This is a genomic window from Humibacter antri (assembly GCF_054777235.1).
The window spans coordinates 12,582-36,972 of sequence record NZ_BAAHAW010000019.1 but is presented as its reverse complement, the minus strand read 5'-3'; the positions used below and the strand labels follow the sequence as shown (position 1 = coordinate 36,972).

Here is a 24,391-nt window from a genome sequence, read left to right as displayed (position 1 = left end):
GCGACTGCGCCGCAATGCCTGGCGCAGTCACGAAGAAGTGGCGCAGACGCACCGCTGTGGAGCCACGCCGATGCCTGAAGGGGACAGCGTCTACCGCCAGGCTCGCCTGCTGAACGAGGCGCTGGCGGGCTCGGTGCTCATCCGCTGCGACCTGCGGGTTCCTGCCTTCGCCACTGTCGACCTGACCGGGCAGCTCGTGCACGACGTCGTGAGCCGCGGCAAGCACCTGCTCATGCGGGTCGGGCCGCAGACCATCCACAGCCACCTCAAGACGGAGGGCGAGTGGCGCGTGTATGCGCCAGGAGAGCCGTGGCGTCGCCCCGCATTCAAGGCACGTGCGGTGCTCGCAACGGCGACCGCTCAGGCCGTCGGCTTCGAGCTGGGCCTGCTGGAGGTGCTGCCGACCGCACGCGAACCCGATGCCGTCGGTCACCTCGGCCCCGATCTGCTCGGCGCGGACTGGGATGAACGGGAGGCGGTGCGACGGTTGTCGGGGCATCCGGATGCTCCGATCGCAGTCGCGCTGCTCGACCAGCGCAATCTCGCCGGACTCGGCAACGAGTATGTGAACGAGCTCTGCTTCGTGCGCGGGATGCTGCCTACTCGCCCGGTGCGCGACGTCGACCTCTCGAAGACCGTCGCGCTCGCTCATCGCATGGTCGTGGCGAATGCTGACCGCCCGATCCGCTCGACGACCGGTGAGACGCGTCGCGGTCGCACCTCGTACGTGCACCGCCGCGAGGGGATGCCGTGCCGTCGCTGCGGCTCCCCGATCGAGCGCATGCCGCTGGGCCGGAGCACCCTCGAGCTGCGGGAGACCTGGTACTGCCCGCGCTGCCAGACCTGAGGCACGGCGGGCCACCCGGGCCACCTGGCCCACCCAGCGGCCCACCCGGCCACCCGGCCACCCGGCCACCCGGGCCGAGTCTCTACGAACCGCGGCGGTTCGGGCAGACATGCCGCGCGCGAGCGGTGCGCGTCTGCCCGAACCACCGCGGAAGGGGTTTCACCGCGGGGAACCGTCGACTGAACTCACGCGGCGGGACCCGACGTGAGCGTCACACTCGCGGAGTGCGAGGCGCCTGCACCGTCGGCCCAGGTGATCGTCACGGAGTCGCCCGGCTTGTGCTGCGCGAGCGCCGCGGTGAGGTCGCTCGACGAGGCGATCGCTGTGCCGTCGACCGCGGTGATGGTGTCGCCCGCGGCGAGCCCGGCGGATGCCGCCGGAGTGCCGGCGATGACTCCGCCCACGGCAGCGCCCTGCGTCACGGTCTGGCTGTTGCCGTAGGCGTTGCCGTACCCGAGGCCCGATCCACCGAGTCCCGAACCGCCGAGGCCCGACCCACCGAGTCCCGAACCGCCGAGGCCCGTGCCGGAGTATCCGGACGAGGCGGCATTCGATGCCACCTCGACTCCGAGGAACGCCGGGAGTCCGATCGTGACCGTGGAGCTTGCCCTGCCGGAGTCGATCTGGTGCGCGATGCCGAGCGCGGTCTCGATCGGAATCGCGTAGCCGTCCGACACGTTCTGGCTCGCTGATGCCGCGGTGTCGATGCCGACGACCTCGCCCTGGGAGTCGTAGAGCGGTCCGCCGGAGTCGCCGGCCTGAATGTCGGCATTGGTCTCGATGAGACCGGTCAGGGACTCCGAGGCGACCACGCCCTCTGCCTGGGTGGTGATCGATTTTCCGGTTCCGGTCACCGACCCGCCGGCGGCGACGAGCGAACCGGTGCCGCCGGCGTTTCCGACGGCCGTCACGTTCTCGCCGACCGTGACGCCATCATTGTCGATTGCGGCCGTGGCCAGCCCGGATGCACCGCTCAATTTCAGCACAGCGACGTCGTCCTTCGCATCCGTGCCCACGACATTCGCCCGGTAGGTCGCCCCGGTCGCCGGCACAGTGACGCTGATGCTCGTGGAGCCGTCGACGACGTGGTTGTTCGTGAGGATCTCGCCCGAGCTGGTGAGCACGATCCCCGTGCCGGCGGCTTCGGCGCCCTGGTACGCGAGGCTGGTGTCGATCACGACGACGCCCTTCTGCTCGCCTGCGGAAGCGGCCTGAGCGGCGCCACTCGAGCTCGATCCGCCTGATCCCTGGCCGCCCGCACCCTGGCCGCCTGATCCCTGGCTGCTGCCATACGACCACCCGTACCCGACGCGCTCGCCGCTATGCGCGATCGCCGTCTTGGAGAACGCGGCCGCTACGCCGTCCACTGTGGCCGCGCTGGCCGCCACACCGGCCAGCCCGAAGGCGACGGATGCCGCCACCGCAGCCGTGATCCAGCCCGCCGTACGTCGCTTGCTCGTGTGATTGCGCATGATCTTCGTTCCGTTCAGGTCGATTCGATGCATCCAGTGCACCTCCGCCGGTCGGAAAAGCTCTTTGCCTGCTCCATGTAGTTCCTATGAATGGTGGATGCTAGCTGGGAGACAGCTGTGCCAACGGGCGTCAGGGGCATCCGGATGCCGAAGGGAGCAGTTCGTCGGGCTTGGCGGCGAGTGCCTGTCGGCGGGTGCCTGTCGGGTTAGCGTGTGGGGATGATCCGCATGGCGGAGGTCCGGTGATGGCGGCGGAGCGGCCTGCGACGCCGCGGAACGAACCAGCGGCGATGCGGCCGAGCGAGGTTCGGAGGGCAGCCGACTGGTACGAGCTGCTCTTCGACCTCGTGTTCGTCGTGGTGGTCGCGATCGCCGCCGAGCGCATCGAGACGAGCCCGAACGTGCCGACCGTCGCCCAGGTTCTGCTGCTGTTCATCCCGCTCTGGTGGGCCTGGGTCAATCTGATGGCCACCAACAATCTGTACGGCGACCGCTTCCCGGCGATCGGCGTGCTCTTCATCGCCGCGATGCCGGGCCCTGCGGCGATGGCGATCTCCATTGCGGCAGGAATCGTGCAGTACGGCTGGCTCTACGCCGTCGGAGCGGCGTGGATCCGGCTTGTGCTCCTGGCGATGTGGCTGCTGCCGCATCACGCTCGCCTGTCGGCGGTTCCGCTCTGGCGCCTCCTCACGTACAACCTGGCGACCGCCGCAGTGTGGCTGGCGTCGATCGCGGTCCCGCCGCCGTACCGGTACGGAATCTGGGCGATCGCCGTCGCCGTCGAGGTGGTGCTGCTGTCGGCGCGCGGCGGGTTCGCGAACGAGGTGTACCGACGGGTGAGCGTGTCGCACTTCATCGACCGCATCGGGCTCTTCATCGTGATCGTCATCGGCGAAGCGGTGTATCTCAGCGTGACCAGGCTCGCTGAGCATCCGACGGCATCCGGGGCCGCAGCGGGCCTCGCCGGCCTGCTGATCTGTGCGCTCCTGGCGCGGGCGTTCTTCCGCTGGGGAGCACCCAGCGCCGAACGTGGACTGAACTCGATGCGCACAGCCCAGTCGTTCGGCGCATTGCGCGACGTTGTGATGTATCTGCCCTTTCCGCTCATCGCCGGGCTCACCCTGATCTCGGCTGCCATCGGCATCACCGTGCACAACGGCGATGCGCCGCTCGCCCTCCCGACGCGTCTCCTGCTCTCGTGCGGCATCGCGGCCTTCTACGCGTCGAACGCGCTCGTCGGCCTTCGCCTCGGCAGACGCCGGTCACTGATCGTCGCGCTCCTCGTTCCGGCGATCGTGCTGCCGGCAGCGACTGCATTGCTCAGCGTCGGGTTGCCGGGCTGGGCGACTCTGACTCTGACCGCTTCAGCGCTCGTAGTGCTCGATCTGCTCGGCCACCTGCTGGCCCGGCGGGCCATGCGCGACGCATCGCCGCCTGCGCTTCCGACCATCTGAACAATTGCGCGGAATTCGAACATTTTCGGCAGACTAGGACTGGCCGAAGGCACACCCTGGAGCTGGCCGAGACGCACTCCCCGCGCACAGCGGCACGATGACAACGAGCGAAGGAGCTTGCCCATGACCCTGCGCAGCCAGGACTGGTACGGCGGCGAGGGCCGTGACCCGTACATCCACCGCGCATGGATGCGTCGGGGCATCCCCGCGGACGCGTTCGACGGCAAGCGCCCGCAGATCGCCATCGCGAACACCGCAGGCGACCTCGTGCCGTGCAACCTGCACCTGAACGAGGTCGCCCAGTACGTGAAGAACGGGGTCTACGAAGCCGGCGGCATCCCGGTCGAGATCCCGATCATGGGGCTCGGCGAGACGCTCGTGAAGCCGACCGCGATGCTGTGGCGCAACCTCGCGGCGATGCAGGTCGAGGAGATGCTTCGTGCGAATCCGGTGGATGCCGTCGTACTGCTCGGCGGATGCGACAAGACGATTCCCGCGCTGCTGATGGGCGCGGCATCCGTCGACATCCCCGCCGTCGTCGTGCCCGGCGGTCCGATGCTGAACGGACACTTCCGCGGCGCATTGATGGGCTGCGGCACAGGCGTGTGGCAGCTCAGCGAGGAGGTGCGGGCCGGCACGCTGAGCGAGGCGGAGTTCGAGCGGTCCGAGACCTCCATGATCCGCTCCAAGGGCCACTGCAACACGATGGGCACCGCATCGACCATGGGCATCATGGCCGAGGCGCTCGGCATGACCATCCCCGGTCTGGCGGGCACCCCGGCCGCCGATTCGCGACTGCTCGAGGCATCCCACGCCACCGGACGCCTCGCCGTCGAGCTCGTGGCCGAGGACCGCACGGTGTCGAAGGTCATCACGAAGGAGTCGTTCCACAATGCGATAGTCGCGCTGGCCGCGATCGGCGGATCGACGAACGCCGTCGTGCACCTGCTCGCCATCGCGGGCCGGCTCGGCATCGACCTCACGCTCGACGACTTCGACCGCATCGGCGCGAACGTGCCGCTGCTGGTGAATCTGCAACCGGCCGGCGAGTACCTCATGGAAGACCTGTACCGTGCCGGCGGTGTGCTGGCCGTATTCGACCAGGTGAAGGACCTGTTCGATCCTGTGGCGCAGACCGTGATGGGGGCTCCCCTGGTGGACTTCCTCGGCACCCATCCGGTCTGGGACCGCGACGTGATCTCACTGCGGGAAGATCCGCTGCAGGATGACGCAGGCATCGCGGTTCTGCGCGGCAACCTGGCCACACGCGGCGCCATCATCAAGCCGGCTGCGGCAACGCCGGAACTGCTCGTGCACCGCGGGCGTGCCGTGGTGTTCGACTCGATCGAGGATTTCCATGCGCGCATCGACGACCCCGAACTGGACGTCGACGCCGACTCCGTGCTCGTGCTGCGCGGCTGCGGGCCGAAGGGCTATCCCGGCATGCCCGAGGTCGCCAACCTGCCGCTGCCGCCGAAGCTGCTCAAGCAGGGCGTGCGCGACATGGTGCGCGTCTGCGACGGACGCATGTCGGGCACCGCGTACGGAACCGTCGTGCTGCACGTGTCTCCCGAGGCTGCGGCAGGCGGCGCGCTCGCGCTCGTACGCGACGGCGACATCATCTCGCTGGATGTCCCTGCCCGACGCATCGAGGTCGAGCTCAGTGACGAGGAGCTCGCGCTGCGCAAGCCCCCGTTCCGCGAGACCGGCGCGTTCGCCCGTGCCGACCGTGGCTGGCAGAAGCTGTACATCGAACACGTGCAGGGCGCCGACACCGGTGCCGACCTCGACTTCCTCGTGGGCGCCAGCGGCGCGAAGGTCACGAGGGAGTCGCATTGAGCAGTGCGCGCGTCGGCAGCGACAGCCCGCTGCCTTCCCACCCTTCCAGCCCGCCCTTCCCGCCCGCCCCGCCCGTCTGGACTGCCTGGTCCGCCTGGACTGCGCATTTCTCAGGAGAATCGCGGCGCGTCCCGCATCTCGATCCCGGATTGTCGCACCCCTCGCCGCACACATCGTCAACGACTCCTGAGAAATGCGCAGGGTCCGGCGCGGAAGGCCCCGGCAGGCTGCGGAGAACGCCCGAGAGATGAAGAGGAACAGCATGAATGACATGACGAACCGCGCGCCGATCGCACTGGCGCGGGTGCGCTCCGGCGACGAGGTGCTCTGGGCGGTGCGCTCGGGCGACGCGTATGCGCCCCTCGGGATGACGCTGTCCCAGCTGCTGCGGCTGCCGCAGGCGGATGCCCGTGCGAGCATCGGGCGAGCTCACGACGCGACCTCCCGGCAGACCGGGGATGACGCACGCTCTGCCGGCTCGGGCATCCGTGTCGATGCCGTGCTCGCGCCGGTCGACCCCGGCCAGGAGGTGTGGGCCGCAGGCGTGACCTACCTGCGCAGCCGCGACGGCCGCATCGAGGAGGCCACCGACGGCGATCCGTACGACCGCGTCTACGTCGCAGAGCGGCCGGAGCTGTTCTTCAAGGCGACCGGTTCCCGCGTCGTCGCCGACCGCAACCCGGTCGGAGTGCGCGCGGACTCTACGTGGGATGTGCCCGAACCGGAGCTCGGCATCGTGCTCGACTCCCGCGGCGAGATCTTCGGATACGTGCCGGGCAACGACGCATCCAGTCGCTCGATCGAGGGAGAGAACCTGCTCTACCTTCCGCAGGCCAAGGTCTACACCGCCTCCTGCGCACTGGGCCCCGAGATCGTGCCGGCCTGGCTTGCGCAACCGCCGTTCGACATCTCGATGACCATCAGCCGTGGCGGCGAGCCGGTGTTCGAGGGCGCCACGTCGACGGATGCCATGGCTCGCGCCCTCCCCGACCTCGCGGAATGGCTCTTCCGCGGCCTCGACTTCCCCGACGGCACCATCGTGCTGACCGGAACCGGAATCGTGCCGAGCGCAGACTTCACGCTCACGCCAGGCGACGAGGTCGCCATCCGCATCGACGACGTCGGCACCCTCTCGAACCCCGTCATCCGCGTCGGCCGCTGAAGCGCGCCCGAGGCGCCCACCTCGAAATCGAAACGCCCCACCCCGAAATAGAAACGCCGCACCCCGAAATAGTGGACTCGAGATGCCGCTGGAGCTCGCTCGAGCGACTACAAGCGTCCACGATTCCGGCGGCGCCCACCTCGAGAGAATTCGGCGGCGCCCACCTCGAGACGCACAGCCGGTTGGAGGGCCACCGACCTAGGCTGAGCGACATGCCGAGCGCCACCACCGCGCCGAGCGCCGCGACCGAGCCGCCCGCCCCTGCTCCGCGGGGTCATGCCCTGTCTGCGTCTGCCGCAGCCTGCGGAGTCGTCGCCGCGGTCGCCGCGTGGGCGGTCGCCGAGGTGCTGGCGGTGTTCGTGGGCGCGGCATCCAGTCCCCTGTTCGCGGTGGGATCGTGGGTGATCGACCTCACCCCCGGCTGGTTCAAAGACGTGGTGATCGCACTCTTCGGCACGGGCGACAAGGTGTTCCTCTTCGTCTGCCTGGGCGTTCTCGTGGTCGCGCTGGCGTGCGTCGCCGGCATCCTTGAACTGGTGAGGCGCCCGTTCGGAGCGCTCCTGCTCGGCCTGGTCGGGCTGGTTGCGCTGATCGCGGTGATGACCCGAGCGGATGCCACGTACTGGTGGCTCCTGCCCACCGTCGCCGGCACGCTGGTCGGCGTGTACGTGCTGGTTCGTGCCATCGATCGGCTCCGCGAATGGTCCTCCGCGTCGCAACCGTCGCGCGTGCCGAGCAGCAGCCCGGAGCGCACCCGCAGATCGTTCCTGGCATTCGGGATCGGCGTCGGAGCGGTCGCGCTGATCGCCGGGGTGGTCGCCCGCACGATCAACGCGGGCAGCGTGGCCATCGCCTCGGCCCGCGCTCTCGTGCACCTGCCGAGGCCGGTGATGCCAGCACCTCCTGTGTCGGCCGGCGCCGACCTGCGCCTGAGCGGCCTCACCCCTTACATCACGCCGAGCACCGACTTCTACCGCATCGACACCGCACTGCAGATCCCGGCCGTCGACCCTGACACGTGGAAGCTCACGATCGACGGCATGATCGGCAACCCGACGACACTCTCGTTCGCACAGCTGCTCGCACTGCCGCTCGAGGAGCACGCGATCACGCTGGCGTGCGTCTCCAATGACGTCGGAGGCGACCTGGTCGGCAACGCCGTCTGGCTGGGGTATCCGGTGCGCAAACTGCTGGCGCGGGCCGCCCCCCGGGCATCCGCCGACATGGTGCTCTCGCGAAGCGTCGACGGATTCACCGCAGGCACACCGCTCAGCGTGCTCACCGACACCGGAACGGATGCCCTCATCGCCGTCGGCATGAACGGTTCGCCCCTACCCCTCGAGCACGGTTTTCCGGTGCGGATGGTCGTGCCCGGCCTGTACGGGTATGTCTCGGCGACGAAGTGGCTGAGTCGGCTCACGCTCACCCGCTTCGACCAGGCGCAGGGCTACTGGACCGACAAGGGCTGGTCGGCGAAGGGTCCGATCAAGACGGCGTCGCGCATCGACCGCCCACTGGATGGCGGGACGATTCCGGCCGGACGGTACGCGGTGGCGGGGGTCGCGTGGGACCAGCACACCGGCATCCGCTCCGTCGAGGTGCGCGTCGACGACGGGCAATGGCACCAGGCACGACTGGCCGAGGCCATCTCCGCCGACACCTGGCGGCAGTGGGTGTGGGAGTGGGATGCCGTCAGCGGCCGGCACCAGCTGCAGGTGCGGGCGACGAACACGCACGGCTACACCCAGACATCCGCAGTGGCGCCGCCCGCGCCGAACGGCGCCACCGGCTGGCACACGATCTCGGTGACCGTGCGGTAGCCCGGTGTCGTCTCTGCCCCGCCGTTCAGGTCGCAGTTTCTGTCGGGACCGCAGGGCCTTGACGACCGAAACTGCGACCTGAAGGGATTGCGGAACCGTGGAGAACCGTGGAGCGACCGTGCACAGATCGTGCGGAGAGAGCTGGGACCGAAGTGCGAGAGGATAGGCCAGGTAACGTTTTCTTGACGCGTGGCCGGCAGCAGAAGGAGACACGATGAGCGCAACGACGACCGAGGCACCTGCGAACGCGGAGCTCGACGTGGTGATGGCTGCCGCGGTGGAGGCCGCTCCCGTTCTCGCAGCATCGACGCCTACGCGGCGCGCCGGGTGGCTGCGGGCGATCGCGGACGCACTGGATGCCGACGCCGGCACCCTGGTCCCGCTGGCGATGCGGGAGAGTCACCTGCTCGAGCAGCGGCTGAAGGGCGAGTTGGTGCGCACGACGTTCCAGCTGCGGCTCTTCGCCGCGCTGCTCGAGCGCGGGGCATATCTGGAAGCCACGATCGACCACGCCGACCCGCACTGGGGCATGGGGCCGCGGCCGGATCTGCGGCGCATGCTGCGTCCGCTCGGACCCGCCGCGGTGTTCGCGGCCAGCAACTTCCCGTTCGCGTTCTCCGTCGCCGGCGGAGACACCGCTGCGGCGATCGCTGCCGGATGCCCCGTCATCGTGAAGGCGCACTCGGCGCATCCAGAGCTGTCGCGCGCGGTCGCGGCGCACGTGAGCGACGCGCTGCAGGCATCCGGTGCCCCGGACGGCTCGTTCGCGCTCGTCGAGGGCAGGCAGGTCGGGCGCGACCTCGTACTGCACCCTGACCTCACGGTCGCGACCTTCACCGGATCGCTCGGCGGTGGCCGCGCACTGTTCGACCTCGCAGCGTCACGCCCGACACCGATTCCGTTCTACGGGGAGCTCGGCAGCGTGAACCCTGTGTTCGTGACGGCCGCTGCTGCGGCGGATCGAGCGGAGGCGATCGCGACCGGGTTCGCGGCGTCGCTGACGCTCGGTGTCGGACAGTTCTGCACCAAGCCCGGCGTGCTGCTCGTGCCGCGCGATACCGGGCTGACTCCTCTCGTGGTCGAGGCCGTGAAGGCGACGACGGGCGGGCAGATGCTCGACACGAAGATCCGCGACGGATTCTTCGACAGCCTGGCGCCTCTCGCCCACCGCGACGACGTCGAACTGCTCGCGGGCGACCCGACCCGCGCCGACGTGCCGACTCCGACGCTGTACGGAACGGATGCCGCCACGCTGCTCGCCCATCCCGCCGAACTGCTCGAGGAGCACTTCGGTCCCGCCGCGCTGCTCGTGCACTACGACTCGCCCGCCGAGGCGCTCGCCGTGGCGGGCGCGCTCGAGGGCCAACTCACCGCCACGGTGCAGGGCACGAACGCCGACGCAGACGCCGAAGCCCTCGTCACGGCGCTCGCCGTCAAGGCCGGCCGCGTACTGTACAACGGCTGGCCAACGGGCGTCTCCGTGACGTACGCCCAACAGCACGGCGGCCCGTACCCCGCCACCACGGCGCCGCACTTCACGTCGGTGGGCACGGCATCCATCGGCCGGTTCCTACGGCCTGTCGCCTACCAGGATGTGCCGAACGCGGCGCTCCCGCCCGCCCTGCAGAACGACAACCCGTGGCGCTTGCCGCGCACCGTGAACGGCCACCCCGTGCTGACGCCCACCACCGCCGGCTGAGCGACGCCATCGGTTGAGCGACGCCGCCCCGCCCGCGACCGCCGGTCGCAATACCGCCGGTTGAGCTTGTCGAAACCGCATTCTCAGACGCTGCTTGGTTTCGACAAGCTCAACCGACGGTAGGGCGACTCCGTTACGGTGCGACGAACCGCCCGTCGGCGGCGTCCTGCGGCGCCTGGGCCTTCAGCTTGAAGTGCTGCTTCTTGCCGGTGGCGGTGTAGGGCAGCTCGGTGACGAACGTGTACCTGCGCGGACGCTTGTAGTCGGCGAGCGCCACGCTCGCGCGCAGGAACGCGTCGAGCTCCCTGGCGGCTTCAGCGGCATCCGCGAACCGCTCCCCGTGCGGCTGCACGTAGGCGACCACGAGTTCGCCCCACTGCTGGTCGGGGAGTCCCACGACGATGGAGTCGGCGACGCCTTCGTGGCCGGAGAGCACCTCTTCGACCTGCACCGGATGCACGTTCTCGCCGCCGGAGATGATCATGTCGTCTTTGCGTCCCACGATCGTCACGATCTCGTTCTCGTCCCACGTGGCGAGATCTCCCGGATACACCCACCCGCCGCGGAACTTCTCCGCCTGCTCCTTCGCGTCGCCGAGGTAGGCGTATCCGCTCTTCGTCGAGCGCATGATGACCTCGCCGATCTCCTGGCCATCCTTCTTCGCCTGCTCCTGCGGCCCGGCGATGCGGTCGGCGAACACCTTGACCACCGCAACGTCGTCGTCGAGGCAGGCACGGCCTGCGGCGCCGGCGGCATCCGGCAGGTCGTCGGGACGCAGGTACGTGTTCCAGAACGCCTCGGTCGTTCCGTAGCCGTTGGCGATGCGCGGGGTCAGCACCCGCTGGTAGCGAAGGGCTGCGGCTCGGTCGAGCGGGGCGCCCATCGTGACGATGCCGTGCAGCGACGTGAGATCTCGGGGCCGAGCCTCCTGGGCATCCGCGAGGCGTTCCAGGTTCGTGGGTGCGCCGATGACGTAGGTGAGCTTGTAGTCCTGGATGCCGTCCAGCACCACCTGCGGATCGAACCGGGGCAGCGTGACCACCTCGGCGCCCACGTAGAAGGCCGTGTTCGGGCCGGCGCAGTAGTTGCCGCCGCGGTGGAACCACGGTGACATGTTCATGGACTTGTCGGTCGGAGCGAGCGGAAAGTGCATGATCACGTCGTGCGCCGTGAGCACCTCGTTGAGGCTCGTCAGCGGCACGGCCTTCGGCATGCCCGTGGTGCCGGAGGTGTAGAGGCGGGATGTCTCGTCCCACGTCGACGCGTCGGCCGGCGCGTGGAAGCTCGGCGCGGCATCCGCCAGCAGCTCGTCGAAGCGCACTGCGCCGGGCAGCAGGTCCCCCTCGCCGACGCCGGCGAGGATGCGCGGTGTGTGCGACGACAGCTCGAGCGCGCTGCGCACGTTGGCGGTGTCGTCCACGTCGTACACGAACACGGTCGGCGTCTGCGCCGAGAGGATGTGCGCCGTCTCGGCGGGAGCGAGCCGGAAGTTCATCGGCGAGCTGACCGCACGCAGCCCCTGCGCCGCAATGTAGAGGAAGGCGAACTCGGGCACGTTCATCAGCTGGTACGCGACGATGTCGCCGACACCGACACCACGAGCACGCAGACCCTCGACCAGCCGTCCGGTGACCTCGCCGAGCTGCTCGTACGTCCACGAGCGGCCGGACTGCGGGTCGGTCAGCGCCTGCCGATGCGCATAACGGTGGGTGTTGCGCTCGAACGCCGCAGCCCAGGTGAAGTGGTTCTCGAACACCCGGCGGAACTCGCTCGGGTCGTACTCCGTGTTGCGCGTCGTACTCGCGCCGGCGCTCTCACCGTTCGGGTCGTTCGTGCCGGCGCTCTCGCCGACGAAGTCCTCTGCCGTCATGGCCGCCTCTCCTCTGTCTCGGGTTCTCGTGCACCACGCGACGCCCCTTCGCGCCGACGTGCGCCATGAATCCGACCGTAGTACCGCGGATGCCTCCACCATCGGCGAATTGTGGACGCGTCATGCCGCCGCTGAGCCGCGCGACGGCATCTCGCGACCACTATTCGGGTGGCGGTCTGTCGCGGCTACGCTGATACGACCATGCAGAACCCGGCAGCAGACATCCACGTCGACGAGGATCTCGTGCGGGCGCTGCTGGCGGAACAGCATCCGGACCTGCAGGGCGACCTGCGGATGGTCTCGAACGGATGGGACAACGCGATCTTCCGCCTCGGCGACGACCTCGCCGTGCGCATCCCGCGCCGCAACGTCGCAGCGCATCTCATCGAGCACGAGCAGCGGTGGCTTCCCGTGCTCGCGCCGCAGCTCACGGTGCCCGGCCCGGTGCCGGTGCGCATCGGCGTGCGGAGCGAACGATTCCGGTGGCCGTGGAGCGTCGTGCGCTGGGTCGAGGGCATCGATTCGGCGGATGTCGCGGCATCCGACCGCACTCCCCTCGCGGTGCCGCTCGCCCACTTCGTCGCCGCACTGCACACACCGGCGCCTCGCACGCCGGACGGGCTGCTGCATCCGGACGTCCCGCTCAATCCGGTGCGCGGCGTTCCGCTCGTCTCGCGCGACCGGGCCGTGCGCGAGCGGTTCTTTGAGCTGCGGCGCCTCTGGGACCTCTCCGCGCTCGGCGAGCTGTGGGAGGAGTCGCTGGCTGCGCCGCCGTGGCAGGGCGTGCCGATCTGGCTGCACGGCGACCTGCATCCGGGAAACCTGCTCCTGGATGCCCGCACCGGCCACACCGCATCCCTCGCCGCCGTGCTCGACTTCGGCGACCTCACGGCGGGCGACCCCGCTACCGACCTGGCCACGGCGTGGCTCACGTTCCTGCCGGAGGCCCGTGCGGTGTTCCGCGCTGTCGTCGCCGACGGGTCGCATCCCGAGGCGGGCGCGACGGATGCCGCCACCTGGCTGCGCGCCCGCGGCTGGGCGCTCAACATCGGCACGGCGCTCGCGGTGTCGTCCGACGACAACCCGCGCATGCGCGCCCTGGGCACACACGTGCTCACCCAGCTGCTGGCCGAGGCCTACGGCCGCTGACCGCCGCTGCACCCACCGCCGCCCACCGCCGCCCAGCGCCGCCCAGCGCCGCCCAGCGCCGCCCAGCGCCACCCAGCGCCGATACTACGGTTTTCGCGTCGAGACTACGGCCTTTGACCGTAGTCTCACCTCCGGAACGTTAGTTCCGGCGTGCAAACCGTAGTCTCGGCGCACGTCGCCCCCGACGCTGCGGAAGTCCCGACCCTGCGGAAGACCCGACGCGGCGGAAGAGCAGCGTCCGCCGCACGGACGTCAGTCCGTCCCGGTGCTCACCATCCGGCGCTCAATCGGCGATCGTGCGGAAGCCGCGCAGCCGCAGGCTGTTCCCCACGACGAACACGCTCGAGAACGCCATGGCAGCACCGGCCAGCATCGGGTTCAGCAGGCCGAGCGCCGCGATCGGCACGGCGGCCGTGTTGTAGGCGAACGCCCAGAACAGGTTCGACTTGATCGTGCCGAGGGTGGCGCGGGAGAGGCGGATCGCGTCGACCGCACCTCGCAGGTCGCCGCCGACGAGCGTGAGGTCTGACGCGGCGATGGCGGCATCCGTTCCCGTCCCCATGGCGATGCCGAGATCGGCCTTCGCCAGCGCGGGCGCATCGTTCACGCCGTCGCCGACCATCGCGACCGTCTTGCCGCTCTGCTGCAGCCGGGCGACGACATCCACCTTGTCCTTCGGCAGCACGCCGGCGATCACCTCGTCGATGCCGACCTCGGCCGCGATGTGTCTTGCCACGGCCTCGTTGTCACCAGTGAGCAGGATCGGTGTGAGGCCGAGCCTCTTCATGCGCGCCACGGCGCCTGCGCTCGTCGGCTTGACCGTGTCAGCGACGACCAGGATGCCCCGCGCAGCGCCGTCCCACGCGACGGCGACCACCGTCCGGCCATCGTGTTCGGCCCGAGCCAGCTGCTCCGCCAGCTCCGGGGTGAGCGGTGCGGCCCACTCCGTCAGCAGCGCCGTGTTCCCGACCACCGCCGCGCGCCCGTCGACGACACCCTGCACACCCCTGCCCGGCATGTTGAGGAAGTCCTCCGGATGCGCCGGCTCACCAGTCTCCCGCGCGGCCGCGCCCGCGATCGCCCGCGCGATGGGATGCTCCGACGCGTTCTCCAGCGCGCCCGCGACTCGCAGCACCTCGGCACGGTCCTCGCCGGCGGCCGGGATCACTCCGACGAGCGCCATGCGGCCCGTCGTCACCGTGCCGGTCTTGTCGAGCACGACCGTGTCGACCTTGTGCGTCGACTCCAGCACCTCGGGGCCCTTGATCAGGATGCCCAGCTGCGCCCCGCGCCCGGTTCCGACCATGAGCGCGGTCGGCGTGGCCAGCCCCAGTGCGCACGGGCACGCCACGACCAGCACGGCCACGGCAGCGGTGAGTGCGGCCGCGACGGGGAATCCTGCGATCAGCCATCCGACCAGCGTGACGGCAGCCACGCCGAGCACGATCGGCACGAAGATGCCCGAGATGCGGTCGGCGAGCCGCTGCACGTGCGCCTTGCCTGCCTGGGCATCCTCCACGAGCTTCGCCATCTGCGCCAGCTGCGTGTCGGCCCCGACCCGCGTCGCCCGCACCACGAGCCGACCGCTCGCATTGACGGTTGCGCCGGTGACGGCATCTCCCACGCCGACCTCGACCGGCACCGACTCGCCGGTGATCATCGAGGCGTCCACCGCGGATGCCCCCGCCACGACGACGCCGTCGGTCGCGATCTTCTCACCCGGGCGCACGACGAACTCGTCGCCCGCTCGCAGCTCGCCGACGGGGACGGTCGTCTCACGTCCGTCGCGCAGCACCGTCACGTCTTTGGCGCCGAGCTGAAGCAATGAACGCAGCGCGGCCCCAGCCTGGCGCTTGGATCGCTTCTCGAAGTAGCGGCCGGCAAGGATGAACGTGGTCACCCCCGCTGCGACCTCGAGGTAGATGTTGCCGGTTCCGTCGGTGCGCTGCAGGGTGAACTCGAACGGATGCCGCATGCCGGGCATCCCCGCCGTGCCCAGGAACAACGCGTACAGCGACCACAAGAACGCGGCCAGCGTGCCGATCGACACCAGCGTGTCCATGGTGGCGGCGCCGTGCCGCAGGTTGATCCAGGCGGCTCGGTGGAACGGCCATGCGCCCCACACCACCACGGGCGCGGCCAGCGTGAGCGACGCCCATTGCCAGTAGGTGAACTGGAACACAGGGATCATCGCCATCGCGATGACCGGCACCGACAGCACCGCCGAAACGATCAGCCGGTTTCGCAGCGAGGTCAGTTCCGGGTCTTCGGATGCCTCACCCGATGCCCGCGAATCTGCCTCCGTCGCGGCGGGCCGCGCGGGCTCCGGAGCGTGCACGTGCGCCGAGTATCCGGCTTTCTCCACCTCCGCGATCAGCGTCGCGGCGTCGACATCCGCCGGAGCGGCGACACTCGCCCGCTCTGTCGCGTAGTTCACGGTCGCGCTCACACCGTCGAGCTTGTTGAGCTTGCGCTCGATGCGGTTCGCGCACGACGCGCACGTCATCCCGCCGATCTCGAGCTCGACGTTCGGTAGAGCAGTAGCGGATGTCAGTGGCGCGGTCACCTGCGCCCCCTTTCGTGTTCTCGTTCGTCGCCTGGTGTCCGACTCCGTTCAGGTCGCACAGCGCGGGGTCGCGGAGCGTTCCCCGCCGGAGTCCGTGCGACCTGAAGCGGTGGTCTCACCGTCAGCGGCGCACCGCTGTGTAGCCGGCTTCGCGCACGGCGTTCAGCACGGCGTCGTCATCGATGGTCGCGTTCGAGGTCACGACGAGGCGCCCGTCCTGAGCGCTGACCCGGATGTCTTGAACGCCCGGAACCTCGCTCACCTCTTCGCGCACCGACAGCTCGCAGTGCCCGCAGGTCATTCCCGTCACGTCGTACTCGGTGGTGGTCATTCGGAATCCTCTCGTTCTCGACACTTCGAGCATACCCCCTAGGGGTATGTACGGGTCAACCGGATCCCTTTCCGTTGTATTCCTTCAGACACCCTTCGAACTCGTCACAGGTGACACGCTGGAGCACGTGCGCCCGTTCCTGCTCCTCGCGACCCGCTTCGACGATCACCTCGCCGATGCGGAGTACGCCGCGTTCCGCTCCTTCGCCGGGCTGCGCGAGGGGGAGTTGACGCGCATCCGCCTCGAGCGACATCCTCTGCCCGATGTCGACCTCGGCGACTACTCGGGTGTGTTCGTGGGCGGCAGCCCGTTCAATGCGAGCGACCCGCGGCGTGCGAAGTCGCACGTGCAGTTGCGCGTGGAGGCGGAGATGTCAGGGCTGCTCGATCGCATCGTCGAGGAGGACTTCCCCTTCTTCGGCGCCTGTTACGGCGTCGGCACGCTCGGCGTGCACAGAGGCGCGGCGATCGATCGCAGCTACGGCGAACCCGTCGACGCGGTCGAGGTGCGGCTCACGCCTGCTGGCGTGCGCGATCCGCTCTTCGCGGGCATCCCACCGACGTTCCGGGCATGGGTGGGGCACAAGGAGGCGGTGACACGGCTGCCGTCGGATGCCACGCTGCTCGCCACCGGCGACGCCTGCCCCGTGCAGGCGTTCCGGGTGAAGACCAACCTGTATGCGACGCAGTTCCACCCCGAGCTGACGGCCGACGACATCGTCGAGCGCGTGCGCACGTATCGATACGAGGGCTACTTCGAGCCGCACGAACTGGATGCGACGGAGCAGACGATCCGATCGGCGCCGCCCGTGACCTGGCCGGCACGACTGCTGCGCACGTTCGCGGAGCGCTACGCCCGCTGAGCGCCCGGCTCTCACTCCTGAGCGGCGCTGCCGCGCTGCGCCGCGCGCTGCTGCCGCACCCGAGCGGCGGTGCCGCGCCGCGCCGCACCCGAGCGGCGGTGCCGAGCCGCGCCGCGAACGGCCCGGCCCTCGCCGCTGCCATGGGAGTGGCCCTCGCAGCGGCGCGAGCCCGACCCTCGCATCCGCGATCTGGACCCCGAGGCAGCGGTGAGACTAGCTGTACACGACGACACTAGGCGTCGTGCACCAGGTCTCATCCCGTACAGCTAGTCTCACCGAGCGACGCCGGGCCTCACCGAGCGAGACGCCGGACCCAACCGGACGAGACGCCAGGCCCCACCGGACAAGACGCGGGCCTCACCGAGCGAGACGCCAGGCCCCACCAAGCGAGACGCCGAGCTCCACCGGACAAGACGCGGGCCCACCGGACGAGGCTGCGGGCCCCGACCGCGAGGCGATGGGGTGGCGGCTCGCAGGCCCTGGCGACCTCGAATCGAAATCCACCCCCAAATGGGGGTCACAAAGTAGGGTACATTGGTATTCATATCCTCTGGATGTGGCACCAGGCACTCCCAGCAGGCATCCCCAGGAGGGGAGGCCAACGGTGCGTTTCCCAGAGGGATGAAAGGGAATCCTGGCGGCCGAGTGTTCGGGTCACTTCGCCTCCAGGATTCCCGGCTTTCACGGCGCCGCTACCCCGCCGGTCGACCGCGCGCCGACTGCACCCGGCCTCTGCGCCGATATCCGGCGGTTCGAATCGCGAAATCGGCCCTCAGCACGGCAATGTGGGGCGATTTCGCGACCTGACCTTCAGTGAAGACAGCGTGGCGGCCCCAGGGAGTCTCCCCCGACGAGTTCAACGTGCGACCCTTGAACCTGCAGCTCCGCATATTTGCTGATTCCGCACATTTGCTGATTCCGCAAACTTGCATGATCCGTAAACTTGCATAGTCTGCATGATCGGCGTATTGTTGCACCGCCTGCAAGAAATTGCCCGCCAACGTCGGCGCTCGGCGCCGACTGACGGTGACGGGTGCGACGCATCCCGATTCACTCGTCACTCGAAGGGCCGGCATGTCCACCGCAACTGCTCCTGTGCGAACCTCACCGGGTTCGCCAACGGGATCGAAGCCGATCATGACCCATCGGCAGATCCTCCTCGTCATCTACGGCCTCATGGCCGGCATGTTCCTCTCCTCGCTCGACCAGACCATCGTCGGCACCGCCATCCGCACCATCGGCGACGACCTGCACGGTCTCGAGCAGCAGGCCTGGGTCACCACGGCCTACCTGATCACCTCGACCATCTCGGTGCCCATCTACGGCAAGCTGTCGGATGTCTTCGGCCGGCGCCCGCTGTTCATCTTCGGCATCGCGGTGTTCATCATCGGCTCGCTGCTGTCGTCGTTCTCGACGTCGATGCTCATGCTGGCCTCGTTCCGCGCGTTCCAAGGCATCGGCGCCGGCGCCCTCATGGCATTGCCGCTGGCGATCATGGGCGACATCCTCGCGCCACGTGAGCGAGCCAAGTATCAGGGCTACTTCTTCGCCGTCTTCGGTATCTCGAGTGTGATCGGGCCGCTCGTCGGTGGCATCTTCGCAGGTGCGAACCAGATTCTGTGGGTCGCCGGCTGGCGCTGGGTCTTCCTGATCAATGTGCCGATCGGCATCATCGCGCTGTTCATGGTGATCGCGTTCCTGCACCTGCCGAAGGTCGGCAAGCAGGTCAAGCCGCGCATCGACTGGTGGGGGGCGACCTCCGTCATCGTCGCCCTGGTCCCGCTGCTGCTTGTGGCCGAACAAGGCCGTGAGTGGGGCTGGACGTCCGCCGGCTCGATCGCCTGCTACGTCATCGGCGCCGTCGGAATCGTCTCGTTCATCGTGATCGAAGGGCTCATGAAGGATGACGCGATCATCCCGCTCAAGCTCTTCCGCTCCGGCACGTTCTCGATGGCCACCGTGATCGGCGTGCTCGTCGGCTTCGGCATGTTCGGTGCGATGATGACCATCCCGCTCTACCTGCAGATCGTCACCGGGCTGAGCCCGACGGCATCCGGATTCGCGATGATCCCGATGGTGATCGGCCTGATGATCGCCTCGCTCGGATCCGGCCAGCTGGTCGCACGGACGGGCAAGTACCGCATCTTCCCGGTCACCGGCACGCTGTTCACCGCAGTGGGCTTCGTGGTGCTGACGTTCCTCAAGTACGACAGCCCGCTCTGGTTCCTGATGCTCGGCACCTTCGTGATCGGCCTAGGCCTCGGCCAGCTGATGCAGTCGCTGGTGCTGGCGAGCCAGAACGCGGTGAAGGCCACCGACATGGGCGTCGCCAGCAGTGCCGCCACGTTCTTCCGCCAGATCGGCGGAACGCTCGGCACGGCGATCATGCTGTCCGTGCTGTTCTCGGTGCTGCCGACCAACATCGTCAACGCCACGGCAGACAAGCCCACGCTGACCGCAGCACTCGACGCCGCGCTGAACCCGCAGGTGGCGAACGCCGCCGACAACAAGGCGATCATGAAGCAGCTGTGGACGCCCATCGTCGACCCGATCAAGTCGAACGTGCAGAAGGGGCTGGATGAGGCATCCACTGCCGCGAAGACCGCTGCCGACAAGGCAGTCACCGACAAGGTGACCGCCGCGGTGGATGCCCAGGTGGCGAAAGGCGCGATCCCCGAGGCCGCGGCCCCCGGCGTCATTCAGCAGCAGGTCGCAGCGGTGACGCCGGCCGCGGAGAGCGCCGCCCTGACCGCTGTCGCCCAGAAGGCGAACGCCACGGTCGTGGACGGCCACGTCGTGGTGAACTGGTCGAACTCGACGCAGCGCACGCACTGGGTCGACCAGCTCACGCCTGCTCTGGAGAAGCAGCTGACGAAGGCGGGTTCGAAGGCCTCGAGCGCGTCGAACACCTCGACCAGTGACACGTCGTTCCTGAACGGAGCCGACAGCCGGTTGAGCAAGCCGTTCATGGTCGGGTTCACGCAGGCCGTCGTGTCGGTCTACTGGGTGGGCTTCGGCGTGATCCTGCTGGCGTTCATCCTGAGCTGGTTCTTCAGGGTGCCGCCGCTGCGCACCACCTCGGCCCTGCAGGAGCAGGCGGATGCCGCCGGCATGACCGAGACCGGCTCGATCAGGCTGCAGAGCGCCTGATCCTTCGCCCGGGGCGGCCGTGATCCGGTCGTCCCGGGCAGTGGAAGAGCAGAATGGAAACACCATGAGCATCGCGCAACAGCCCGCCCCCGACACCCTGCGAGAGCGCAAGAAGCAGCAGACGAGGCAGGCCATCCACGAGGCGGCACTCGACCTCGTCGACCAGAACGGCCTCGACGGCACGACCATCGAGCAGATCTGCCAGCACGCCGACGTCTCTCCGCGAACGTTCTTCAACTACTACTCGTCGAAGGCCGCCGCGGCGCTCGGGCTGCCCGAGACCGCGATCTCCGAGGCGTTGGTCGACCAGTTCCGGGCAGCGACCGGCGACCTCGTGTCCGCGCTGTGCAGTCTCGTCGGCGAGCCGGCCGACGCCCGCCTCGACCACCGGCGCATGAAACAGGTCATCAAGCACCGACCGGAACTCATGCCCCCGTTCAGCCAGTGGATGGCCACCGTGCGCGAGCAGTTCGTACAGCTCGCCGAGGAGCGCGCGAGCTCGCATGAGGTCGCCGTCGCCGCGGTCACGCTGGTGATGGCCGCCTTCGGCCTGGTCATGCACGACAGTTCGCAGAAGGATGCCCCCGTCGCGGAGCGCTTGCGGCAAACCGTCGACAAGATCGTCGCCGTGCGCTCCGCCGAGATGACGCCGCCTGCGTAGCCGCCGGTCCACCTCTTCGCCGAGACTACGACTGGCGCGCCGAGACTACGGACGTTGCCCATAGTCTCGGCGGCGCACCCGTAGTCTCGGCGGCGCACCCGTAGCCTCGGCGGCGCACGGTCTCATGACCCGCGCCAACGGCCGACGACGTGTGCCTCAGCGCTTCGCGCGTCAGCGCTGCACGGAGAACGACTCCCCGGGTCGCACGGCTCGCAGCTGGTACGCCCCGTCGAAGCCCAGCGCCCGCGTCGTCCACCGCGGGGTGACGGTGCGGGCATCCGTGTCGAAGGCGAGCGTGAGCCGATGCGGCGTGTCGATGAACGCGACGTCGACACGCATGACGCCGTCGAGTGAACGGATGCCGCCCCGCACCGCCACAGGGACCTCGAGCGTTCCCGACGCCGCACCCTCGGTCACCACCCAGCCGCCGTCGCCGAGGCGGCCTCCCACCGTTCCCGACGGCGTGCCTGATGTGCGGCGCGGACCCACCGCAGCGACCCATCCGGCGGTGCCGTCGTCGGCACCGCCGGATTCCTCAGGGATCGCGTGCTCCCCGGCGGATCCGCCGCCTGCCGTCGCCGGGTCGACATCCTCGATCGCGTCGTCCTCGAGCAGCGTCACCCGCCAGCCGTCGCCGTCCCGTTCGAGCGTCACGGCGGAGAGCGCGTCGTACTCCTCGAGCGACGTCGCGTCGTCGGCGCGCCGATACCCGCCCTGCGCCGAGTCGTCGAGCTGTGAGAGCGAGCCGAGCGTCGCGTCGAAGCCGATGCTCAGGCGGATTCCGTGCAGGGCATCCCCGCCGTCGGCCTGCGGAGACAACGGTGCGTCGTGGAACGCCGGCAGCAGGTGCTTCCACACCCGGTTCAGCACGTCCTGCATGTCGATCGTCTGCGACGTGATCGCCACGACCGCGTCGTGCTCGGGCAGAACGATGCAGTACTGGCCGAACGCGCCGTCGCCCCGGTAGCCGTGTCGGGCCATCCAGAACTGAAAGCCGTAGCCCTGTTCCCAGTCGGAATCCGCCTTCGTCAGTCCCCCGGGCGCCGCGTTCTCCACCTGCCTGCTGGTCGCCTCGCGCACCCACGACTCCGGCAGGAGCCGCTTGCCGTTCCACACGCCGCCGTCGAGGTACAGCTGCCCGAGCTTCGCGACGGACTCCGGAGTCGCGAAGAGTCCCGAGAAGCCGAGCTCGACATCCACCGGCTCCTGCTGCCAACCCACCGGCGCGATGCCGAGCGGTTCGAGCAGGCGCGGGCGGAGATACTCGCTGAGCCGCACGCCCGAGCCGCGCTGGATGATCGCCGCCAGCGTGTACGTCGCCAGCTGGTTGTAAGTGAAGAAGCTGCCCGGCTCACGCTCAGGCGGGCTGGCGAGGAACGCCTTGATCGGATGCTCCGGATCGATCGCGAACGCGACGATCATGTCGTTCAGGTGGCCGGTTGCCATCGACGCGAGGTGCCGAACGAGGATGCCGCGGCTCGCCGGCGCGACACTGTCGGCGTACTCCGGAAAGTAGCCGGCTGCGGGCTTGTCGAGGTCGAGCAGACCCTCCGCCACCGCGAAGCCGGCCGCGGTCGTGGTGAAGCTCTTGCTCAGCGAGTACACGAGTTGCGGACGCTCGAGCCCGTACGGTTCCCATTGGGCCGACGCGATCACGGCACCGTGGCGAACCACGACGAGCGCGTGCGGGTCCATCTGCGGATCCCCGTCGAGATCGTCGATGAGCGCACGGATGCCGGCGGGGTCGACACCCTCCGCCTCTGCACTGCTGCGGCGCCAGCCGGATGTGGCGAACGCCGCGTCGCGGGTCTCGTCGATCGTCGTGCTGGGGGCGTAATCCGCGGAGCTGGTGGTCATGGACATCCTCTCGTCGTCGTCATCACGAGCCTGGCATGACTGCGCCGAGGTCGCAGTGACGATATACAACTAGGTTGTATAGTTCATCCCGATCCCTTCTTCCAGACTCCCCGAGGAGACCCATGAGACTGACCAGGCACGTACACGCGTGCGTGACGCTCGTGCACGATGGAACGACGCTCGTCATCGACCCGGGCACGTTGACGCCGAACACCGCTGAGCTGCTGCGTGACGCCGACGCCGTGCTCGTGACGCACGACCACTTCGACCACTTCGACGTAAGTGCAGTTCGTGAAGCACTCGAGCGGCGGCCGGACCTGCACGTCTATGGCACGCAAGCCGTCGTCGACGCACTCAGCGAGCGGAACGCCGCAAGGGCCGGGCAGACGACCGCCATCACCGAAGATACGGAATTCACGATCGGCCCGATCGGGGTGAAGGCATTCGCCGGGCTGCACGGGGTGATCCATCCTGAGATGCGCGCGCACCAGAACGTCATGTTCCTCGTGGGCGACACGGTTCTGCACCCCGGCGACTCCTACTCCGTGCCTGGGTTGCCTGTCGATACCCTCCTGCTCCCGGCCTCCGGCCCGTGGACGGTGATGGCGCAGGCGATCGACTTCGTGCGCGCGGTGTCGCCGCGGCAGTCGATCCCGATCCACGACGCCATGCTCAGCGAACTGGGCAGAGCGGGCGTCGACCGGATGCTCGGCGAACGCAGCCTCACCGGCATCCCGATGCTGCCATTGAAGCCCGGCGAATCCGTTGAGCTGTGAGCGCGGCCGCATCCGGCTCCGGCGGCTCCCGGCGTGACGATACACCCGAAACGGATGCCCGAGAACTGGCCGAGAACCTCCGCGTGGCCATCGGCCGTCTCGTCCGATCGGTGCGCGCGCAGAGCACCGGCCGGCCTCGGGCGCATGCCGAAGCGCTCGCCCAGCTCGACGCCGAGGGGGCGCAGACGATCGCTCAACTGGCCACCCGTCGCGGCGTACGACACCAAGGCATGAGCCGCGCGATCGCCGAACTCGAGCGGAACGGCCTCGTGTCGCGGGCATCGAACCCGGCCGACGGCCGCGGATTCGTCATCTCGCTCACCGAGTCCGGGCGCGTCGCCCTCGAACGAGGAAGGGACGTACGGCGCGACCTGCTCGCGCACGCCATCACGGAACGGCTCGACGACGACGAGCGGGAGTTGCTGCGTCGCGTTCCCGATCTGCTGCGGAAGATCACATCGTGAGCGCAGTCCTCGAGGCTTGAGCAAATCCTGAGCTTTTCCAGTGTTCGCACCGGCGACGGGGTTGGCAGTATGGATCGAGTTGCGGCTACCGCGACAAGCCTCAACCCGAGAACGGGCGAGCGCGACCCGAAAGCGTCTCGCCCACCACGAACCTTTTGGTTCGTACGACGCAGTTTGGGCGCCGGATCCTTGGTCCCCCAGTGCAACCCCCTTGCACTGCTCGGCAGGAAAGGGTCCGGCGCCCGCGTCATTTCCACGGCCCCCGACCCGACCGCTGGTTGAGCCCACCCGCTGGTTGAGCTTGTCGAAACCAGCCCCCCACCCACCGGTTGAGCCCACGGCCACGCCACCCCGACCCGACCCGCTGGTCGAGCCCACCCGCTGGTCGAGCCCACCCGCTGGTCGATCCAAC

Annotated in this window: 17 protein-coding genes; 12 read left to right on the top strand and 5 right to left on the bottom strand. The window is 69.0% G+C overall.

Annotated elements, in window-relative coordinates; genetic code table 11:
• Positions 1–70 precede the first annotated feature (70 nt).
• Positions 71–847, top strand: a complete 777-nt coding sequence (locus ACYVDK_RS06575) for an Fpg/Nei family DNA glycosylase (protein ID WP_460519706.1) — start codon at positions 71–73, stop codon at positions 845–847.
• Between the two features lie 185 nt (positions 848–1,032).
• On the opposite strand, the gene ACYVDK_RS06570 is transcribed toward ACYVDK_RS06575, so the two are convergent.
• Positions 1,033–2,352 (bottom strand): S1C family serine protease, encoded by a 1,320-nt coding sequence (locus ACYVDK_RS06570; RefSeq protein WP_460519704.1) that lies wholly within the window; start codon positions 2,350–2,352, stop codon positions 1,033–1,035.
• A gap of 257 nt (positions 2,353–2,609) precedes the next feature.
• Between ACYVDK_RS06570 and ACYVDK_RS06565 the strand changes: the two genes are divergently transcribed.
• From ACYVDK_RS06565 to ACYVDK_RS06545, 5 genes are all read left to right on the top strand, one after another.
• Positions 2,610–3,773, top strand: a complete 1,164-nt coding sequence (locus tag ACYVDK_RS06565) for a low temperature requirement protein A (RefSeq protein WP_460519701.1) — start codon at positions 2,610–2,612, stop codon at positions 3,771–3,773.
• A gap of 123 nt (positions 3,774–3,896) precedes the next feature.
• Positions 3,897–5,612 carry an IlvD/Edd family dehydratase gene (locus ACYVDK_RS06560; RefSeq protein WP_460519698.1) on the top strand — a complete coding sequence of 572 codons (1,716 nt, stop codon included), beginning with the start codon at positions 3,897–3,899 and terminating at the stop codon, positions 5,610–5,612.
• Between the two features lie 262 nt (positions 5,613–5,874).
• Positions 5,875–6,774, top strand: a complete 900-nt coding sequence (locus ACYVDK_RS06555) for a fumarylacetoacetate hydrolase family protein (RefSeq protein WP_460519696.1) — start codon at positions 5,875–5,877, stop codon at positions 6,772–6,774.
• Between the two features lie 212 nt (positions 6,775–6,986).
• A complete protein-coding gene (locus tag ACYVDK_RS06550) occupies positions 6,987–8,594 on the top strand; it encodes a molybdopterin-binding protein (RefSeq protein WP_460519693.1) in 1,608 nt (535 codons plus the stop codon).
• Between the two features lie 214 nt (positions 8,595–8,808).
• Positions 8,809–10,293: an aldehyde dehydrogenase (NADP(+)) gene (locus ACYVDK_RS06545; RefSeq protein WP_460519690.1), complete on the top strand. Its 1,485-nt coding sequence runs from the start codon at positions 8,809–8,811 to the stop codon at positions 10,291–10,293.
• A 133-nt stretch (positions 10,294–10,426) separates the two neighbouring features.
• On the opposite strand, the gene ACYVDK_RS06540 is transcribed toward ACYVDK_RS06545, so the two are convergent.
• Positions 10,427–12,163 (bottom strand): class I adenylate-forming enzyme family protein, encoded by a 1,737-nt coding sequence (locus tag ACYVDK_RS06540; RefSeq protein ID WP_460519687.1) that lies wholly within the window; start codon positions 12,161–12,163, stop codon positions 10,427–10,429.
• Between the two features lie 201 nt (positions 12,164–12,364).
• Here ACYVDK_RS06540 and ACYVDK_RS06535 point away from each other — a divergent pair, with 201 nt between their 5' ends.
• Positions 12,365–13,312, top strand: coding sequence for an aminoglycoside phosphotransferase family protein (locus ACYVDK_RS06535; RefSeq protein WP_460519684.1), 948 nt, complete (start codon positions 12,365–12,367; stop codon positions 13,310–13,312).
• Between the two features lie 283 nt (positions 13,313–13,595).
• Here the strand turns inward: ACYVDK_RS06535 and ACYVDK_RS06530 are convergent, their stop codons facing one another.
• A complete protein-coding gene (locus ACYVDK_RS06530) occupies positions 13,596–15,818 on the bottom strand; it encodes a heavy metal translocating P-type ATPase (RefSeq protein ID WP_460520740.1) in 2,223 nt (740 codons plus the stop codon).
• A gap of 181 nt (positions 15,819–15,999) precedes the next feature.
• Positions 16,000–16,209: a heavy-metal-associated domain-containing protein gene (locus ACYVDK_RS06525; protein WP_460519681.1), complete on the bottom strand. Its 210-nt coding sequence runs from the start codon at positions 16,207–16,209 to the stop codon at positions 16,000–16,002.
• Between the two features lie 127 nt (positions 16,210–16,336).
• On the opposite strand from ACYVDK_RS06525, the gene ACYVDK_RS06520 reads away from it, so the two are divergent.
• The 3 genes from ACYVDK_RS06520 to ACYVDK_RS06510 all read left to right on the top strand — a co-directional run bounded on the left by ACYVDK_RS06520 (position 16,337) and on the right by ACYVDK_RS06510 (position 20,882).
• Positions 16,337–17,071: a glutamine amidotransferase gene (locus ACYVDK_RS06520; protein ID WP_460520738.1), complete on the top strand. Its 735-nt coding sequence runs from the start codon at positions 16,337–16,339 to the stop codon at positions 17,069–17,071.
• A 1,137-nt stretch (positions 17,072–18,208) separates the two neighbouring features.
• Positions 18,209–20,221: an MDR family MFS transporter gene (locus tag ACYVDK_RS06515; protein WP_460519678.1), complete on the top strand. Its 2,013-nt coding sequence runs from the start codon at positions 18,209–18,211 to the stop codon at positions 20,219–20,221.
• Between the two features lie 64 nt (positions 20,222–20,285).
• Positions 20,286–20,882, top strand: coding sequence for a TetR/AcrR family transcriptional regulator (locus ACYVDK_RS06510; protein WP_460519675.1), 597 nt, complete (start codon positions 20,286–20,288; stop codon positions 20,880–20,882).
• A gap of 171 nt (positions 20,883–21,053) precedes the next feature.
• On the opposite strand, the gene ACYVDK_RS06505 is transcribed toward ACYVDK_RS06510, so the two are convergent.
• Positions 21,054–22,739, bottom strand: coding sequence for a serine hydrolase domain-containing protein (locus ACYVDK_RS06505; protein WP_460519673.1), 1,686 nt, complete (start codon positions 22,737–22,739; stop codon positions 21,054–21,056).
• 122 nt (positions 22,740–22,861) lie between these two features.
• Between ACYVDK_RS06505 and ACYVDK_RS06500 the strand changes: the two genes are divergently transcribed.
• Both ACYVDK_RS06500 and ACYVDK_RS06495 read left to right on the top strand, forming a co-directional pair.
• Positions 22,862–23,515: an MBL fold metallo-hydrolase gene (locus ACYVDK_RS06500; protein WP_460519670.1), complete on the top strand. Its 654-nt coding sequence runs from the start codon at positions 22,862–22,864 to the stop codon at positions 23,513–23,515.
• Positions 23,512–23,979 (top strand): MarR family winged helix-turn-helix transcriptional regulator, encoded by a 468-nt coding sequence (locus tag ACYVDK_RS06495; protein WP_460519667.1) that lies wholly within the window; start codon positions 23,512–23,514, stop codon positions 23,977–23,979. Before ACYVDK_RS06500 ends, ACYVDK_RS06495 begins: the two co-directional genes overlap by 4 nt.
• The last annotated feature ends 412 nt before the right edge of the window (positions 23,980–24,391 follow it).

Bases quoted from the DNA above. Each gene is read 5' to 3' on its own strand.
- ACYVDK_RS06500 (WP_460519670.1), top strand. From the start codon at position 22,862: ATGAGACTGACCAGGCACGTACACGCGTGCGTGACGCTCGTGCACGAT.
- ACYVDK_RS06545 (WP_460519690.1), top strand. From the start codon at position 8,809: ATGAGCGCAACGACGACCGAGGCACCTGCGAACGCGGAGCTCGACGTG.
- ACYVDK_RS06525 (WP_460519681.1), bottom strand. From the start codon at position 16,209: ATGACCACCACCGAGTACGACGTGACGGGAATGACCTGCGGGCACTGC.
- ACYVDK_RS06540 (WP_460519687.1), bottom strand. From the start codon at position 12,163: ATGACGGCAGAGGACTTCGTCGGCGAGAGCGCCGGCACGAACGACCCG.
- ACYVDK_RS06510 (WP_460519675.1), top strand. From the start codon at position 20,286: ATGAGCATCGCGCAACAGCCCGCCCCCGACACCCTGCGAGAGCGCAAG.
- ACYVDK_RS06535 (WP_460519684.1), top strand. From the start codon at position 12,365: ATGCAGAACCCGGCAGCAGACATCCACGTCGACGAGGATCTCGTGCGG.
- ACYVDK_RS06565 (WP_460519701.1), top strand. From the start codon at position 2,610: ATGCGGCCGAGCGAGGTTCGGAGGGCAGCCGACTGGTACGAGCTGCTC.
- ACYVDK_RS06570 (WP_460519704.1), bottom strand. From the start codon at position 2,352: ATGCATCGAATCGACCTGAACGGAACGAAGATCATGCGCAATCACACG.
- ACYVDK_RS06560 (WP_460519698.1), top strand. From the start codon at position 3,897: ATGACCCTGCGCAGCCAGGACTGGTACGGCGGCGAGGGCCGTGACCCG.
- ACYVDK_RS06575 (WP_460519706.1), top strand. From the start codon at position 71: ATGCCTGAAGGGGACAGCGTCTACCGCCAGGCTCGCCTGCTGAACGAG.
- ACYVDK_RS06550 (WP_460519693.1), top strand. From the start codon at position 6,987: ATGCCGAGCGCCACCACCGCGCCGAGCGCCGCGACCGAGCCGCCCGCC.
- ACYVDK_RS06555 (WP_460519696.1), top strand. From the start codon at position 5,875: ATGAATGACATGACGAACCGCGCGCCGATCGCACTGGCGCGGGTGCGC.
- ACYVDK_RS06530 (WP_460520740.1), bottom strand. From the start codon at position 15,818: ATGACGTGCGCGTCGTGCGCGAACCGCATCGAGCGCAAGCTCAACAAG.
- ACYVDK_RS06505 (WP_460519673.1), bottom strand. From the start codon at position 22,739: ATGACCACCAGCTCCGCGGATTACGCCCCCAGCACGACGATCGACGAG.
- ACYVDK_RS06515 (WP_460519678.1), top strand. From the start codon at position 18,209: ATGACCCATCGGCAGATCCTCCTCGTCATCTACGGCCTCATGGCCGGC.